The organism is Ralstonia sp. 110700041-2, assembly GCF_056280165.1.
In genome coordinates this window covers 463,968-479,257 of the sequence record NZ_JBSFAI010000001.1, presented here as the reverse complement: position 1 = coordinate 479,257, position 15,290 = coordinate 463,968, and the positions used below count along the sequence as shown (strand labels likewise).

Sequence of the window (15,290 nt, the reverse complement as noted above, 5' to 3'; positions counted from 1 at the left end):
GATGCGATTCCTTCTACTTTTATCGGGACTGTTGAACGCTCGCCTCGATCGCCAGCCGCACATCGGGCGGCATCGGCATCGCGCGATGCGTATTGAGATCGGTAAATACCAGCACCTGCTGTGAGCGCACGCGCTGTTCGTCGCCGGCCCAGCAATCCAGGCCCAACGTGAGCGATGCATTGCCGAGCCGCTCCAGCTTCAGCTTGAACTGCACATCGTCGCCCATACGGCTGATGGCGCTGAACTCGCAATGCAGCTTGACGATGGGCAGGCCGATGCGGCGCGGGCCCAGCATCTGCGCATACGAGACACCCAGGCCGTCGGTAAACCAGTCTTCGACCAGGCCGTTGAACAGCACAAGGTATTGCGGAAAGTAGACGATGCCGGCCGGGTCGCAGTGTGCAAAGCGGATGCGCGCGGCGCGCTCGAAGTGGTAGTCACTCATGATTTGCCGTGCTCACGCAGGCGGTAACGCAGCAGCTTGCCGACTTCACTGCGCGGCAGGCTCGCGCGAAATTCGATGGCACGCGGATACTTGTACGGGGCCACGGTCTGCTTCACGAAGTCCTGCAGCGTCTTGACCATCTCCGGCCCCGCCGGATGGCCGGGGTGCAATACAACGAACGCCTTGACGATCTGCCCGCGCTCTTCATCGGGCTCGCCGATCACCCCGCACTCGGCTACGGCCGGATGCTGCATCAGCGCGTCTTCCACCTCGGGCGCGGCAATGTTGTAGCCCGACGAGATGATCATGTCGTCGGTACGCGAGTGGTAGTGGAAGTAGCCTTCCTCGTCCATCACGTAGGCATCGCCCGTGAGGTTCCAGCCGTTGCGCACATACGCGCGCTGGCGGTCGTCGGCCAGGTATCGGCAGCCGGTCGGACCTTGCACAGCCAGGCGGCCCACCGTGCCCGGCGGCACGGGGTTGCCGGCATCGTCCACAACCTGTGCGACATATCCGGGGACGGCCTTGCCGGTGGCGCCGGGGCGCACGTCGGCATCGGCGGCGGAGATGAAGATATGCAGCATTTCGGTCGCGCCAATGCCGTCAATCAATTCGATGCCGGTGGCGTTCTTCCACAGCGTGCGGGTGGCCACCGGCAGCGCCTCGCCCGCCGACACACAGCGGCGCAGCGGCGTCGCACGCAACTCGTCTCCGCGCGCCGCGATGTTGCGGTACGTGGTAGGCGCCGTGAACAGCACCGTCGCGCCAAACGTGCGGATGCCATCGACCAGATCGTTCGGCGATGCCTTCTCCAGCAGCACCGTCGATGCACCCACGCTCATCGGAAACAGCAGCAGGCCGCCAAGCCCGAACGTAAATGCCATCGGCGGGCTGCCGATGAAGATGTCGTCCGCGCGCGGCTGCAGCACGTGCGGCGGCCAACACGCGCAAATGGCGAGGATGTCGCGATGAAAATGCATCGTGGCTTTCGGTACGCCTGTCGTGCCCGACGTAAAGGCAAGCAGGCACGTGTCATCCGCCGCCGTATCGACGTTGGCGAAGGCGGCCGGCTGGCGTGCCATGGCGGCCTCCAGCCCTTCCGGCGTGTCATCGTGAAAACACAGCATCTGCACCGGCTTGGCCGCTTGCGCCACGGCATCGCGCAACTCGTCGACGAGCCGCGCGTCGCACAGCGCGAAACCGATCTCGCCCTTGCCCAGGATCTGACCCAGCTCTTTGGCGCGCAGCAGCGGCATGGTCGTCACCGCAATGGCGCCCACTTTCATCACGGCAAACCAGCAGGCGGCCAGCATCGGGCTGTTGGGCGAGCGCAGCAGCACGCGGTTGCCCGGCACGACGCCCATCTCGTTGACCAGTACATTGGCGATGCGGTTGGCGTGCTCCTGGAGATCGGCGTATGTCCAGCGGGTGCCGGGCGCCTGGATGCAGAGGCGGCCGCCCTCGCCTGCGGCAACGCGGCGGTCGAGCAGTTCGGTCGCACAGTTCAACTGCGGCGGAAACTGCAGCGCCGGCAGATCAAAGCGATACACCGGTTGCAGCTCCGCCGGGGGCAGCCGGTCGCGGGCGAAGGTGTCGATATGGGCGCTGGGCATGGCGAGCTCTCCGTCTCTGGGCTGGGCAGTGTCAGTGCGCTGCCGGCGTGGCCGCGCGCAGGAGTTCGCGCGCGATGATGAGTTGCTGCACTTCCGTCGCGCCTTCGTAGATCCGCAGCGAGCGGATCTCGCGGTACAGGCGCTCCACCGGCTGCTCGCTCACCACGCCCAGGCCGCCCCACATCTGCACCGCGGCGTCGATCACCTGCTGCGCGTTCTCGGTGGCGGTCAACTTGGCCATGGCAGCCTCGCGCGTCACGTTGCGGCCCTGGTCGCGCTGCCACGCGGCGCGGTACGTCAGCAGCGCGGCGCTGTCGATGGCGGTGGCCATTTGTGCGAGCTTGGCCTGCGTGAGCTGGAAATCAGCCAGCACACCGCTGAACATCTTGCGGGTGGTGGCGCGCGCCAGCGCTTCGTCCAGCGCGCGGCGCGCAAAACCCAGCGCGGCTGCAGCCACCGACGTGCGGAACACATCCAGCGTGCGCATCGCCACTTTGAAGCCCTCGCCTGCCGCGCCCACGCGCTGGCTGGCCGGGATGCGGCAGTTGGTGAAACGCAGGCGCGCGAGCGGGTGCGGCGCAATCACGTTGATGCGCTCTGCAATGTCAAAGCCCGACGTACCGGCCTCGACAATGAACGCGCTGATGCCGCGCGAGCCCGGCGCCTCGCCGGTGCGGGCAAACACGACGTAGAAGTCGGCGATGCCGCCGTTGGAAATCCATGTCTTCTCGCCGTCGAGCACGTAATCCGTGCCGTCTTCACGCGCGGCGCACGCCATGGCGGCTACATCGGAGCCGGCCTCCGGTTCGGACAACGCAAATGCAGCGATGGCCTCGCCGCGCGCCACCTTCGTCAGATAGCGTTCGCGCTGCTCAGGCGTGCCGTGCAACGAGATGGCGCCCGAGCCCAGCCCCTGCATCGCAAAGGCAAAGTCGGCCAGGCCGGAATGGCGTGCCAGCGTCTCGCGGATCAGGCAGATGGCGCGCGTGTCGATGGTCTCGGCCGCGCCGCCGTGCGCCGTGCCGCCCACCGCGTGGCGCAGCCAGCCGGCTTGCCCGAGCGACTTGACCAGCGCGCGGCATTCGGCATCCACATCGGGGCCGTGGTCGTGCGCGATGTGCTTCGTGGCCCAGGCATCGAGTTCGGTTTCGAGCTGGCGGTGCTTGTCGCCAAAGAACGGCCACTGCAAATAATCTTTGTCGCTCATCTCAGTTGCCCTCGAATACCGGTTTTTGCTTGGCGACGAACGCGTGATAGGCCCGCGAAAAATCTTCGGTCAGCATGCAGATGGCCTGCGCCTGCGCCTCGGCCTCGATCGCCTGCTCGATCGTCATCGTCCATTCCTGGTGCAGCATCGTCTTGGTGATGCCGTTGGCGAACGTCGGGCCGGCGGCCAGATCGGCGGCCAGGGCTTGCGCTTGGCTCAGCACCTCGGCCGGTTCGCACAGGCGGTTGAAAAAGCCCCAGCGCTCGCCCTCTTCACCGCTCATCGAGCGGCCGGTGTAGAGCAACTCGCTCGCGCGGCCCTGGCCGATGATGCGCGGCAGGATCGCGCAGGCGCCCATGTCGCAGCCGGCCAAGCCAACGCGATTGAAAAGGAACGCCGTCTTGCTGCGCGCCGTGCCCAGACGCAGGTCGGAAGACATCGCCAGGATGGCGCCTGCGCCGGCGCATACGCCGTCAATTGCAGCGACGATCGGCTGCGGGCACGCGCGCATCGCCTTGACCAGCTCGCCCGTCATGCGCGTGAACATCAGCAACTCGGGCGCCCTCAGTTGCACGAGCGGGCCGATGATCTCGTGCACATCACCGCCGGAGCAGAAGTTGTCGCCCGCGCCGGCCAGCACGACGGCCTTGACGTCATCCGCCCACTTGAGCTGATGGAACAGGTCGCGCAGCTCGGCATACGAATCAAACGTGAGCGGGTTCTTGCGCTCGGGCCGGTTGAGCGTGATGGTGGCCACGCCGCCCTCCACGCTCCACAGGAAATGCTTGGCTTGATAGCCCGCCAGCGGGCGGCGGTTGCCGGCCAGCAGGGCCGGGTCCACAGGGTGATTCGGGTCGGTCATGATTGGGTCGGGTTCGTTCAGGGTTGATCTTCGCGGGCGTCCAGCTCTTGCTCACGCTGCGCGAGGTGGACGCGCAGGTGGCCGAGCTGCGCATACAGCGCGTCTTTGTTGGCGACGCCAAGGCCGTCGAACATCTCGATCAGCCAGCGTTCGTGCTCGGCGGCCATCTCGGCAAAGTGGCGGCGGCCGGCGTCGGTCAGCAGCACGCGAAAGGACCGGCGATCGTCCGGATCCGCCTCGCGTTTGACAAGCCCTTCCTTCTCCAACTGGTCGGTCAGGCCGGTGACGTTGCCGCCCGTCACCATCAAGTAGCGCGACAGCACGTTCATGCGCAGCCCGTCCGGGTGACGATCGAGTTGTGCCAGATAGTCGAAGCGCGGCAGCGTGGTGTTGAAGCGCGTGCGCAGGCGCTGGCGGATCTGCTGCTCGATCTGCGTGCTGCAGGCCAGCAGGCGCAGCCAGATTTTGACGTCCATGTGGTCGTCCACATGCGCGCGCGCTTCCAGCCCGATATGTTCGTCGCCCAGCGCCTGCACGACGGCGTGATGGCCGGAGGCACGCGTGGCGAGTGCGGTTTTGCGCCGGGTGCGTTCGGTGCTCACATCACCTCCCCGCCAGATACCGAGATGGCCTGACCCGTGACCGACGACGCGCCATCGGAGCACAGCCACACGACCGCGTTCGCCACTTCGTCGGGCGTGATGAGCCGGCCTTGCGGGTTACCCTTCACCAGCTCGGCCCGCGCTTCTTCTGCGCTGCGGCCGGTGCGGGCGACGATGCGGTCGATGCTCTCGCGCACGATGTTGGTTTCCGTATAGCCGGGGCAGACTGCATTGACCGTGACGCCGCTCGCGGCAAGCTCCAACGCAAGCGAGCGCGTGAGCCCGATCACGCCGTGCTTGGCGGCCACATACGCCGACACATACGCATAACCGCGCTGCCCGGCCGTGCTGGCGATGTTGACGATGCGGCCGCGGCCCGACGCCTGCACATCGGCCAACGCCGCCTGCGTGCACAGGAACGTGCCCGTCAGGTTGACGGCCAGCATGCGCTGCCATTGAGAAAGCGTGGTCTTGGCAAACGATGCACTCTCCGCCTGCCCCGCGTTGTTGACGAGGATGGAGATGGGGCCGAGCCCCGCGCGCGCGGATTCGAACGCCGCCGACACACTCGCCTCGTCGGTCACATCGCACGTCACGACATGCGCGCGTGCGCTATCGGGCAACGTCTTGGCGGTGGCTTCCAGCACGTTGGCGTTACGGCCCATCAGCGTGAGCGTGGCGCCATGCGCCGCGAGTTGCGCGGCAATCGCAGCGCCAATCCCGCGCCCTGCACCGGTAACAACGGCGTGGTGCCCGGCGAGCATTGCAGAGGTCGCCATCTCAAACCCCCTGCATGCGGTTGGCCTGCTCCAGCGGTGACAGCCCCGCCGCCTGCGCCGCCATCGCGCGCTCGCGCTCCAGGTTGCGCTCCAGTTGCAGCTTGCCCGCGCGGTATTGCTTGGGCCACGGCATGTCGAGATAACCGATGCGGGCGGCTTCGTTCAGCGTCCAGGCCGCGTTGGCGAGGTGCGGGCGCGCCACGGCACACAGGTCGGCACGGCCGGCCGCAATGATGCTGTTGACGTGGTCGGCCTCGGAGATGGCGCCCACGGCGATGGTGGCAATGCCCGCCTCGTTGCGCACGCGATCGGCAAACGGCGTTTGGAACATGCGGCCGTACACGGGCTGCTCCTTCTTGCTGACCTGGCCCGACGAGCAATCGATCATGTCGGCGCCTGCGGCCTTGAAGATGCGCGCGATCTCGACCGCATCGTCCGGCGTGATACCACCCTCCACCCAGTCGTGCGCGGAAATGCGCACCGACATCGGCTTGTTGCTCGGCCACACCTCACGCACCGCGTGGAAGACTTCGAGCGGAAAACGCAGCCGGTTGTCCAGCGATCCGCCGTATTCGTCGTTGCGCTGGTTCGTCAGCGGCGAGATGAACGACGACAACAGATAGCCGTGCGCGCAGTGCAGCTCCAGCCAGTCGAAGCCGGCTTCGGCCGCCAGCCGCGCCGAATGGACGAAGTCGTCACGCACGCGGTCCATGTCGTCGCGCGTCATGGCGTACGACCACTGGCTTACGCCATCCAAATACTGCTGGGGCGATGCGGAGATCAGCGGCCAGTTCTGCCCGTCTTCCAGCGGCAGATCGATGCCCTCCCACGCCACGCGCGTCGAGCCCTTGGCACCGGCATGGCCGAGCTGAATCCCGAGCTTTGCATCGCTGTTGGCATGCACGAACTGCACGATGCGCGCCCAGCCGTCACGGTGTTCGGTGTTCCACAAACCCGGGCAGCCGGGGGTGATGCGCGCATCCGGCGACACACAGGTCATCTCGGCCATCACCAGGCCGGCACCGCCCATGGCGCGCGCGCCCAGGTGCACGAGGTGGTAGTCCGCCGGTTGGCCGTCTTCGCACGAGTACTGCGCCATGGGTGACACCACCACGCGGTTCTTGAGCGTGACGCCACGCACCGTGAACGGCGTGAACATCGGTGGCACCGGGCCGTGCTGCGGCCCGCGCTGGGCGCCGGCCTGCTCGGCAATCCAGTTTTCAAACTGTTCGAGATAGCGCTTGTCGCGCTGGCGCAGGTTTTCGTGGCTGATGCGCTGGCTGCGCGTGAGCAGCGAATAGGCAAACTGCTCGGTCGGCAGGCTGGCGTAGCGGGCCACGTTTTCAAACCACTCGGTCGAATTGCGCGCCGCGTTCTGAATGCGCAGCACTTCCACGCTGCGCACCGCCTCGTAGTGTTCAAGCGCGGCACGCAAATCGCCCGGGTGCTGGCCGATGCTGCGTGCCAGTTCAATCGAATCTTCCAGCGCCAGCTTAGTGCCGGAGCCGATCGAGAAATGCGCCGTGTGCGCGGCGTCGCCCATCAGCACCACCGGCGTGCCGTGCGCGTTGGTGTGCACCCAATGCCTGCAAACCACGCGCGGAAACCGGATCCACTGCGCAGAGCCCCGCAGGTGCGTGGCATTGGAAATCAGCTTGTTGCCGTCGAGGTACTTGGCGAAGAGGCGCTCGCAATAGGCGATAGCGTCTTCCTTCTCCATGGTTTCCAACCCGGCGTCGCGCCACACCTCTTCAGGCGCCTCGACAATGAAGGTGGAGGTTTCGTCATCAAAGCGGTACGCATGCGCCTGAAACCAGCCGTGCTCGGTTTCTTCAAACGCAAACGTGAAGGCCTCGAACAGCTTGTGCGTGCCCAGCCAGACAAAGCGGCAGCGGCGCATGTCGATATCGGGTTGATACGTGGCGGCGTACTTGGTGCGGATGCGGCTGTTCAGGCCGTCGCTGGCGATGATGAGGTCGGCATCGGCGTAGGCCGTGTCATCTTGCACGTCGGTTTCAAAGACGAGCTTGACGCCCTCTTCCTCGCAGCGCGCCTGCAGGATGTTCAGCAGGCGCTTGCGCCCGATGCCGCAAAAGCCATGGCCGCCCGAGCGCACCACCTGCCCGCGGATGTGCACTTCAATGTCGTCCCAGTGATTGAACGCGTCGAGAATCTGCGCGGCGCTCTTGGCGTCGGCACGCTGCAGGTTGCCCAGCGTCTGGTCAGAGAACACCACGCCCCAGCCGAACGTGTCATACGGGCGGTTGCGCTCCACCACGGTGATGTCGTGCGACGGGTCCTGCAGCTTCATCAGCAGGGCAAAGTACAGGCCGGCCGGCCCACCACCAATACAGACAATCTTCATGACAACGGCTCCGCGTTTGATGCGGTATTACCTTAGTCATGAATAGTTTAGTTGTAAAGTAATTTGCTCAGCCGGCACCCCGGGGTTTACACCGAACCGGGCGGCGCCAGGCTCACACCCGCATGTGAGTCCCCACTCAGCACAGGCGCTGCCGGAAGAACGCCAGGATCTCGTCGCGGGCCCCCAACGTTGGCTCGCCAGCCGCGTCGATCAGGTGGGCCGTCACCACGCTGTGCGGACAAGGCACATGCCGGGCAAAGAACGAGGGCGGGTTCGGGTGCGCAGCGCTGTCGGGCAGCACGCGCGGCACAAAGCGAGGGCCCAGCGCCTGTGCATATGCAGCGAAGCGCTCGGCGCGGCAGAAGCGGTCGCCCTCAAACCGATAGGCCAGCACGGTCAGGTCTTCCTGCTCCAGCCGCTGGCGTACGGCGGCCGCTTCCTCTGGCGCGATCTCGATCCCGCCCGGCGCGTTCAATGGCAAGGACGGCTGGCACAGCACGGGCGCCAGCATGGCCGGCTCCAGCATCATCGTCAGCGCGAAATTGCCGGTGAAACACATGCCGATGGCACCCACCCCGGGGCCACCGCACTCCGCATGGGCCAGCCGCGCCAAGCTGCGCAGCCACTGCGTGACCGGGCTCGACTGGTTGGCCGCAAAGGCACGGAACTCCGCACTCACGCACGCATGGCGGAACACCGCGGCACCCGCCTCCGCCTCGGGCACCGCGCCATCCCGCCCGAACAACGACGGTATGTAGACCGTCAACCCCGCATCGCGCACCCAGCGTGCAAACCGCGCCACGTGCGGGCTGATGCCCGGCATTTCGGCCATGACGATCACGCCCGGCCCGGTGCCGGTCACATACACGGTCTTGGTGATGCCATCCATGGTGATCTGGCGGCGCGTGAAGTCTTCCAGGCGGTCGTCTTGCGGGATGGGGGGCGTCATGCGGTCGGCCTTGCGCGGAATGGAGATGCCCCCATTGAACGCCTCGGGCCGCTAGACTGGCAGTGTCGATTTCGACATCTTTCGGGCAACTTTGGTCATGGCGGATTTCACCCTCCTCGTACTCTCCGGCGCTTACGCCACCAGCGTGGCGGCAACACTGGACATCCTGCAGGCCGCGTCGACACTCGCCCCGCGTGTGAAGGCCCCGCGTCCAACCTGGCGCGTACTCTCAGCCGACGCGCCCAGCGCGCAACTGAGCAACGGTATGCAAGTGGAGGCCACCGCCCTGCCAAAGCGCCCCCGCCCCGATGGGGGCACCTGGATCGTGCCGGGCCTGGGCCTGGATCATGCGGGCGTGATTGCCACGCGCCTGGCGCAGGATGATGCCCAGCGAGCAGCGCGCGCCCTGGCCGCGCAGGTCGCAGCGGGCGGGCAGGTGGCCGCATCGTGCTCGGCGGTGTTTCTGTTGCAGGCGGGCGGCTTGCTGCACGGGCGTTGCGTCACCACGTCTTGGTGGCTGGCCCCGACGCTGCAGCAGTGGGAACCCGCATGCACGGTCGACGCAGACCGCATGGTGTGCGCCGACGGCCCGATCGCCACTGCCGGCGCCGCCTTTGCGCAAACCGACCTGATGCTGCATCTGCTGCGCACACGCTTTGGCGTGGCGCTGGCCGACGCCGTGGGGCGTGTGCTGCTGATCGACGGCCGCCACGCGCAAGCGCCGTTTGTGGTGCCCGCCATGCTGGCCAACGGCAACGCGCTGATTGCCCGGCTGGTGGCACGCATTGAAGCCGCCCTGCCCAACCCGCCCAGCGTTCAGGCGCTGGCCGACGAGCTGGCCATGTCGCAACGCACGCTGTCTCGGCACGTGCGGGAAGCGACCGGCAGAAGCACGCTCGCCCTGGTGCAGAGCGTGCGCCTGAACCGCGCCCGCATGCTGATCGAATCGAGCCGCATGACCATCGACAGCGTGGCCGAAGCCGTAGGCTACGAAGACGCCACCGCGCTGCGGCGCCTGATGCGCAAAGTGTCGGGCACCAACCCCAGCCAATACCGCCCGGCAGCCTAGGGTTACAGGCGGTTACACAAGAAGCTGCCGGGCCTTAATGTTGGTTTAAGACTTGGCCCCTAACTTGGTCACGTCGCATCCACCCAGACAGGACTACACACCATGTCCCCGCAAGAACAGCAAGCGCTGGAAAACTTCCTGGCCCAACTGACGCAGGCGCGCGCCGCGGCCAAGGACCCGCAGGCCGAAGCCCGCATCCTGGACGCCGTGGCTCGCCAGCCGGACGCGGCCTATCTGCTCGTGCAGCGGGCCATGCTGCTCGACCAGGCGCTGGCATCGGCGCAAGCGCAGATCGCCACGCTGCAGAGTCAGTTGCAGACCGCGCAAGCCGGCCGCAGCACGTCGTTCATGGACTCGGCCAACAACTGGGGCAGCCACGCCAACAGCCCGGCGCCCAACCCCGCCTACGCCCCGCAGCAAGCCGCCCCAGTACAGATGCCGCCACAGCCCCAGACGGCCCCGGCGCAACCCTCGCGCTCAGGCTTCTTTAGCGGCGGCCTGGGCAGCACGCTCGGCAGCGTTGCCACCACGGCAGCCGGCGTGGCTGGCGGCGCGCTCCTGTTCCAGGGCATCGAGAACATGTTCCATCACAACAGCGGCGGTGGCGGTTTCTTCGGCCAGCAGCCGGTGATGGGCGGCACCACGGAAACGGTCATCAACAACTACTACGACAGCGACAGCAACGGCAACAGCGGCACGACCAACACGGCGTCGCGCGATGACAGCCTCGGGCTGATCGACGACAGCGACCTCGGCGGTAGTGACTATTCGGATGACGATTCGATGTTGAGCTAGTCGCGCAAGGCGCGCCGCGCATCGGCAGACCGGAAGGTCTCCCCACGCGGCCCGCCCTTGATGTTGCGCAAGAGAAGGATGATGGCGCCGCCCCAGCGGCACTCAGTCAAGATAGGGCTTCAACAGCCCTTCGATCCAGGCCATGAAGACCCGGACGCGCGGCGACAGGTTGCGCCGATGGGCCACGACAAACGACGCAGGCAGCGGCTCAGGGCGCAGATCGGGCAGCACTTCCACCAGAGCACCGCTCTCGATATGTGGCGCGAGCGCGGTGTATCCCGCCTGGATCAACCCAATGCCCGCGAGCCCGGCGGCGTGATACGTCTGCACGCTGTTGACCTGCATGGCGGCGGGCAACGGAAGCCACGCATAACCATCGCCATCGGGGTATTGCCACCCCGCGTGCCTGGCGCCAAGCGTGAGCGTGTAATGCACCATCTGATGTCCCTGGCTGAGCAAGTCTTGGAGCGTATGCGGGACGCCATACCGTGCCAGATACGCGGGGCTTGCCGCATTGGTCATGCGCAGCTTGCCGAGCGGCCGCGCAATCATGGTTTCATCGGTGATCGGCCCGAACCGGATCACGCAGTCGAAGCCTTCCTGGACGAGATCGACGCGCCGGTCCGTGCTGGAAAGCTCCAGTTGCAGCTCCGGGTGCGCCGCCATCAGCTGCGGCAACGCTGGAACCACGACACTGCGCGCCAACTCGGTCGGCAGATCGACGCGCAGCCGGCCGCGTAACGGCCCGCCGTTCGCCAGGAACATCGATTGCAATTCCTGCGCTTCGGCCAGCAGGTCGCGGGCGCGCGCATAGAATTCGCGGCCGTCTTCAGTCAGCTGCACACTGCGCGTGGTCCGATGCAGGAGCGCGACACCCACATCCCGTTCGAGCGTGCGGATCACCGTTGAGACGCGTCCCTTCTGGATGCCGAGGCTTTCCGCCGCGCGCGTAAAGCTCGTCATTTCGGCCACACGGGCAAAGATCAACAGTGCGTCGAGGTTTTGCATTGTTCACCCGGGGAAGAACAGAACGTTCAAATTGGCGTCATTTATCACGCCGTCGCTGCTCGCTAAAGTGGCCTCCCATGTCGTCCACAGCGGACCACGTTCACGACAGGAAGCCACCATGACTGAAATCACCACCCAAGCAAAAACGGCCGTCGTCTATCACTCCGGCTACGGGCACACCGCCCGCATGGCAAGCGCTGTTGCCGAAGGCGCCGGCGCGGACCTCGTCGCCATCGACGCCGAGGGCAATATCGCCGAAGACGCCTGGGCCACGCTTGCCCGAGCCGACGCCATCCTGTTCGGCTCGCCCACCTACATGGGCGGACCCAGCTGGCAATTCAAGAAATTTGCAGACGCATCGTCAAAGCCCTGGTTTGAAGGCGCGTGGCAGAACAAGGTCTTCGGCGGCTTTACCAACAGCGCCAGCATCAATGGCGACAAGCTCAACACGCTCGAATACTTCGTTCTGCTCACGGGGCAGCACGGCGGCATCTGGGTCAGCATGGATATCAAGCCTGCGAACGTAAAGGCCTCCAAGCGCGACGACCTGAACCGCATGGGATCGTACATCGCGCCGATGGCGCAAACGCCCGCCGATGCGTCGCCGGAAGAAATGTCGCCAGGAGACTTGGAAACCGCACGCCGCTATGGCGCACGTGTGGCGAAGGTTGCAGCGCAGCTTCGCGCGGGGCGGGCTCAGGCACGTTGAAATGATCGAAGCGGACCTGCCGCCACTTCGAGCTTCAAATTTTCGACCTCGGAGAGCCTCACTCCAGCCTCAGTCAGTCGATCGCCACGGTTGGAGGCTCGCGCTCGGCAGTCTGACCCTGGCGCACGACTCTCGGAGGTCGAGATTTTCGAGCGAAGACAGCGGCATTGCACAGTTTGGGTGCCGTGCGTGAGCCTCCCACGGCGGAACACGGGCCCTTGAGGCCCGAATGCCGCCCTCAAACCTCCACGCTCGGCTAGGTGTCGGTGGCCGCCCGCTGTCGCGCCATCATCGATTGCAGGGCGTGCTGCAACTGATCGAGCGTGTAAGGCTTGCGAAGCGCCGTCCACCTGAACGCAAAGCGATCGTGGTTGGGAATGGGGTTGCCGGAGGCAAAGACGACCCGCAGTTCCGGATGCAGCGCAAACGCGTGCTGCGCGAGTTTAATCCCCGACATGTCCGGCATGATCAGGTCCGTAAACAGAACGTCGAACGCCTCCGCCTGCAGGGCTTCGAGCGCCTGCGCGCCGCTGGCCGCCTGCTGGGGCGTGATCCCGATCAGCATCAACAGCTCGCACACCGCGCCACGCAATGAAGCGTCGTCCTCCACCACGAGGATGCGCAAGCGCGCCGGCTCCCACACCGCGCCCGTGTCGAGATCGGGCGGCGTGTCGCCTTCCTCGGGTCCGCTCGCTTGCACCGCGTCGCTTCCGAGCACCTGGCGAATCTTGAAGGCGAGCTGCTGGCGGCTGTACGGCTTGCTCAGCAGCTCGACGCCCGGATCGAGCCGCCCACCGTGCACGATGGCGTTCTGCGTGTAGCCGGAGGTGTAAAGCACCTTCAGCGCGGGCAGTGTCTGAACTGCTCTCTGCACCATCTCCGTACTGCGCAGGGCACCCGGCATGACTACGTCGGTGAAGAGCAGGTCGATATGCACACCGCTCTCGACCACGGCCAGCGCCTGCTCTGCATTGTTGGCCTTGAGCACGGCATAGCCGAGGCCGCTCAGCAGATCGACGACGGTCTCGCGAACCTTTGCGTCGTCTTCCACAACGAGGATCGTCTCGTTGCCGTGCTTGAGCGCTCCAGCCTTGACGCGTGCGGGCTCGACCGCCGTACCGGTGGAGCGGGGCAGATAGACGCGCACCGTCGTGCCCTCTCCGACCTCGCTGTAGAGGCGAATATGGCCGCCGCTCTGTTTGACGAAACCGTAGGCCATGCTGAGCCCCAGGCCCGTGCCCTCGCCTTCGCGCTTGGTGCTGAAGAACGGATCGAAGGCGCGCTCCATGACTTCCGGGCTCATGCCCGTGCCGGTGTCCGTCACGGCCAGCATGACGTACTGCCCGGCCGGCACATCGGGCAGCGCTGATACATAGCCGTCGTCGAGCGTGGCGTTGGAGAGTTCGAGCGTGAGCTTGCCGCCTTCCGGCATCGCATCCCGCGCGTTGATCGCCAGATTCAGGATGACGTTTTCCAGCTGATGCGGATCGACCGCGGTATTCCACAGTCCGCCCGCGACCACCGATTCGATCTCGATCGCCTCGCCCAGCGCGCGCCGCAGCAGATCGTCCATGGCGCGCAGTTGACGTGCAGGGTTGATCACAACGGGTGCAAGCGGCTGCTGGCGACCGAAGGCCAGCAACTGGGCGGCAAGCTTTGCACCCCGGTCGACGGCATCGATGGCGTTATTCAGCCGCTCGGCGCTCCAGGCATCGCGCCCATGCCGGTTTTCGAGCAGTTCGAGGTTGCCCCGCAGCACCTGCAACACGTTGTTGAAATCATGCGCAACGCCGCCCGTGAGCTTGCCCAGTGCTTCCATCTTCTGAGCCTGGAACAGCGCTCTTTGCGTCTGCTCAAGCTGCTCGCCTGCGCGTCGTCGTTCCGTGATGTCGCGCGTGACCTTTGCAAAGCCGACCAGTTCGCCGTCTTCGTAGATGGCATCGATGATGACGTGCGCGAAGAAGCGGCTTCCGTCGCACCGTACGCGCCAGCCTTCGGCTTCGAATCGCCCGTCGCGCCGGGCCGTCTCCAGGCCCCGGAACGGCACGCCGGCCGCAACATCCTCGGGCGTATAGAAACGCGAAAAATGCGAACCGATAATCTCGGCCTCGGTATAGCCCTTGATGCGTCGTGCCCCGGCATTCCAGCTCGTGATGTGCCCGTCGGTCGACAGCATGAAGATGGCGTAGTCCGTCACGCCCTGAACCAGCAGCCGAAAATTCCGCTCGCTTTTGAGCACAGCGTCGTGAGCGGCCTTCTTGTCGCTCATGTCGCTGATCACGGTACCGAACCCGATCAACGCGTTGTTGCCGTCGCGCAGCGCCGTCATGGCGACGTTCGCCCAAAAGGGCGTGCCGTCCTTGCGGATGCGCCATCCCTCCTCGACGTGCCGCCCTGTCTGGGCGGCAGCATGCAGCGCGGCTTCGGGCGCACCCAAGGCCCGGCTCTCCGGCGGATACAAAAGGGCGAGTGGCTGACCAATAATCTCGTCCGGCCGATAGCCCTGCATCCGTTCGCCGCCAGGGTTCCACGTGGCGACAACGCCGGGGCGCGATAGCGCGAAGATGGAAAAATCCGAGGTGGATTCGGCCCACAACCGCAGCCACGCAAAACCGGACTCAGAAGACAAGAGATCGTGATTCATTGAATTGGCAGATCAGCGCGCAACCGCAGGCGTGTCGGGAGCGCATAGCAATGAGTGGACCGCGCCCGCATCTTTACCGAAACCGGCGCGATGGGCGACTGAAACGCCACTCCATCGAACCGGTCTGTCTGGCCAGAGGAACGCAGTTTGCATACCTTGTAGCCACAAGCGCAGCATTGGCCGTTCCCGCAACAATCGGGATGACAGCGGCGCGGCGCACGAGACGGCTTCCCGACCATGGCT

At 65.7% G+C, this 15,290-nt stretch carries 13 protein-coding genes; 3 read left to right on the top strand and 10 right to left on the bottom strand.

Going from position 1 to position 15,290, the window contains the following annotated elements; translation table 11 throughout:
- Positions 1-19 precede the first annotated feature (19 nt).
- From ACUXH0_RS02225 to ACUXH0_RS02190, 8 genes are all read right to left on the bottom strand, one after another.
- Complete coding sequence (locus tag ACUXH0_RS02225; protein WP_024542599.1) at positions 20-445, bottom strand: acyl-CoA thioesterase; 426 nt, start codon at positions 443-445, stop codon at positions 20-22.
- Positions 442-2,058, bottom strand: a complete 1,617-nt coding sequence (locus ACUXH0_RS02220) for an AMP-binding protein (RefSeq protein ID WP_024542598.1) — start codon at positions 2,056-2,058, stop codon at positions 442-444. Before ACUXH0_RS02220 ends, ACUXH0_RS02225 begins: the two co-directional genes overlap by 4 nt.
- A gap of 31 nt (positions 2,059-2,089) precedes the next feature.
- Complete coding sequence (locus ACUXH0_RS02215) at positions 2,090-3,265, bottom strand: acyl-CoA dehydrogenase family protein (protein WP_024542597.1); 1,176 nt, start codon at positions 3,263-3,265, stop codon at positions 2,090-2,092.
- A gap of 1 nt (position 3,266) precedes the next feature.
- A complete protein-coding gene (locus ACUXH0_RS02210) occupies positions 3,267-4,127 on the bottom strand; it encodes an enoyl-CoA hydratase family protein (RefSeq protein ID WP_024542596.1) in 861 nt (286 codons plus the stop codon).
- Between the two features lie 17 nt (positions 4,128-4,144).
- Positions 4,145-4,729 carry a MarR family winged helix-turn-helix transcriptional regulator gene (locus tag ACUXH0_RS02205; RefSeq protein WP_024542595.1) on the bottom strand — a complete coding sequence of 195 codons (585 nt, stop codon included), beginning with the start codon at positions 4,727-4,729 and terminating at the stop codon, positions 4,145-4,147.
- A complete protein-coding gene (locus tag ACUXH0_RS02200) occupies positions 4,726-5,508 on the bottom strand; it encodes an SDR family NAD(P)-dependent oxidoreductase (protein WP_024542594.1) in 783 nt (260 codons plus the stop codon). Before ACUXH0_RS02200 ends, ACUXH0_RS02205 begins: the two co-directional genes overlap by 4 nt.
- A gap of 1 nt (position 5,509) precedes the next feature.
- Positions 5,510-7,873: a bifunctional salicylyl-CoA 5-hydroxylase/oxidoreductase gene (locus ACUXH0_RS02195; protein ID WP_024542593.1), complete on the bottom strand. Its 2,364-nt coding sequence runs from the start codon at positions 7,871-7,873 to the stop codon at positions 5,510-5,512.
- A 136-nt stretch (positions 7,874-8,009) separates the two neighbouring features.
- Positions 8,010-8,822 (bottom strand): dienelactone hydrolase family protein, encoded by an 813-nt coding sequence (locus tag ACUXH0_RS02190; protein ID WP_027693597.1) that lies wholly within the window; start codon positions 8,820-8,822, stop codon positions 8,010-8,012.
- 97 nt (positions 8,823-8,919) lie between these two features.
- Here ACUXH0_RS02190 and ACUXH0_RS02185 point away from each other — a divergent pair, with 97 nt between their 5' ends.
- Together ACUXH0_RS02185 and ACUXH0_RS02180 are read left to right on the top strand one after the other, a co-directional pair.
- Positions 8,920-9,891 (top strand): GlxA family transcriptional regulator, encoded by a 972-nt coding sequence (locus ACUXH0_RS02185; RefSeq protein WP_024974456.1) that lies wholly within the window; start codon positions 8,920-8,922, stop codon positions 9,889-9,891.
- 102 nt (positions 9,892-9,993) lie between these two features.
- Entirely contained in the window at positions 9,994-10,686 is a 693-nt protein-coding gene (locus ACUXH0_RS02180; protein ID WP_028866775.1) for a DUF2076 domain-containing protein, read from the top strand.
- Between the two features lie 102 nt (positions 10,687-10,788).
- On the opposite strand, the gene ACUXH0_RS02175 is transcribed toward ACUXH0_RS02180, so the two are convergent.
- Positions 10,789-11,694 (bottom strand): LysR family transcriptional regulator, encoded by a 906-nt coding sequence (locus ACUXH0_RS02175; RefSeq protein WP_004632344.1) that lies wholly within the window; start codon positions 11,692-11,694, stop codon positions 10,789-10,791.
- A gap of 118 nt (positions 11,695-11,812) precedes the next feature.
- Here ACUXH0_RS02175 and ACUXH0_RS02170 point away from each other — a divergent pair, with 118 nt between their 5' ends.
- Positions 11,813-12,403: a flavodoxin family protein gene (locus ACUXH0_RS02170; RefSeq protein ID WP_027693584.1), complete on the top strand. Its 591-nt coding sequence runs from the start codon at positions 11,813-11,815 to the stop codon at positions 12,401-12,403.
- 256 nt (positions 12,404-12,659) lie between these two features.
- On the opposite strand, the gene ACUXH0_RS02165 is transcribed toward ACUXH0_RS02170, so the two are convergent.
- A complete protein-coding gene (locus ACUXH0_RS02165; RefSeq protein ID WP_182593540.1) occupies positions 12,660-15,047 on the bottom strand; it encodes a hybrid sensor histidine kinase/response regulator in 2,388 nt (795 codons plus the stop codon).
- Positions 15,048-15,290: the final 243 nt, after the last annotated feature.

Excerpts from the sequence above, each read along its gene's own strand:
- ACUXH0_RS02225 (WP_024542599.1), bottom strand. The coding sequence starts at position 445 with ATGAGTGACTACCACTTCGAGCGCGCCGCGCGCATCCGCTTTGCACAC.
- ACUXH0_RS02220 (WP_024542598.1), bottom strand. The coding sequence starts at position 2,058 with ATGCCCAGCGCCCATATCGACACCTTCGCCCGCGACCGGCTGCCCCCG.
- ACUXH0_RS02215 (WP_024542597.1), bottom strand. The coding sequence starts at position 3,265 with ATGAGCGACAAAGATTATTTGCAGTGGCCGTTCTTTGGCGACAAGCAC.
- ACUXH0_RS02210 (WP_024542596.1), bottom strand. The coding sequence starts at position 4,127 with ATGACCGACCCGAATCACCCTGTGGACCCGGCCCTGCTGGCCGGCAAC.
- ACUXH0_RS02200 (WP_024542594.1), bottom strand. The coding sequence starts at position 5,508 with ATGGCGACCTCTGCAATGCTCGCCGGGCACCACGCCGTTGTTACCGGT.
- ACUXH0_RS02195 (WP_024542593.1), bottom strand. The coding sequence starts at position 7,873 with ATGAAGATTGTCTGTATTGGTGGTGGGCCGGCCGGCCTGTACTTTGCC.
- ACUXH0_RS02190 (WP_027693597.1), bottom strand. The coding sequence starts at position 8,822 with ATGACGCCCCCCATCCCGCAAGACGACCGCCTGGAAGACTTCACGCGC.
- ACUXH0_RS02185 (WP_024974456.1), top strand. The coding sequence starts at position 8,920 with ATGGCGGATTTCACCCTCCTCGTACTCTCCGGCGCTTACGCCACCAGC.
- ACUXH0_RS02180 (WP_028866775.1), top strand. The coding sequence starts at position 9,994 with ATGTCCCCGCAAGAACAGCAAGCGCTGGAAAACTTCCTGGCCCAACTG.
- ACUXH0_RS02175 (WP_004632344.1), bottom strand. The coding sequence starts at position 11,694 with ATGCAAAACCTCGACGCACTGTTGATCTTTGCCCGTGTGGCCGAAATG.
- ACUXH0_RS02170 (WP_027693584.1), top strand. The coding sequence starts at position 11,813 with ATGACTGAAATCACCACCCAAGCAAAAACGGCCGTCGTCTATCACTCC.
- ACUXH0_RS02165 (WP_182593540.1), bottom strand. The coding sequence starts at position 15,047 with ATGAATCACGATCTCTTGTCTTCTGAGTCCGGTTTTGCGTGGCTGCGG.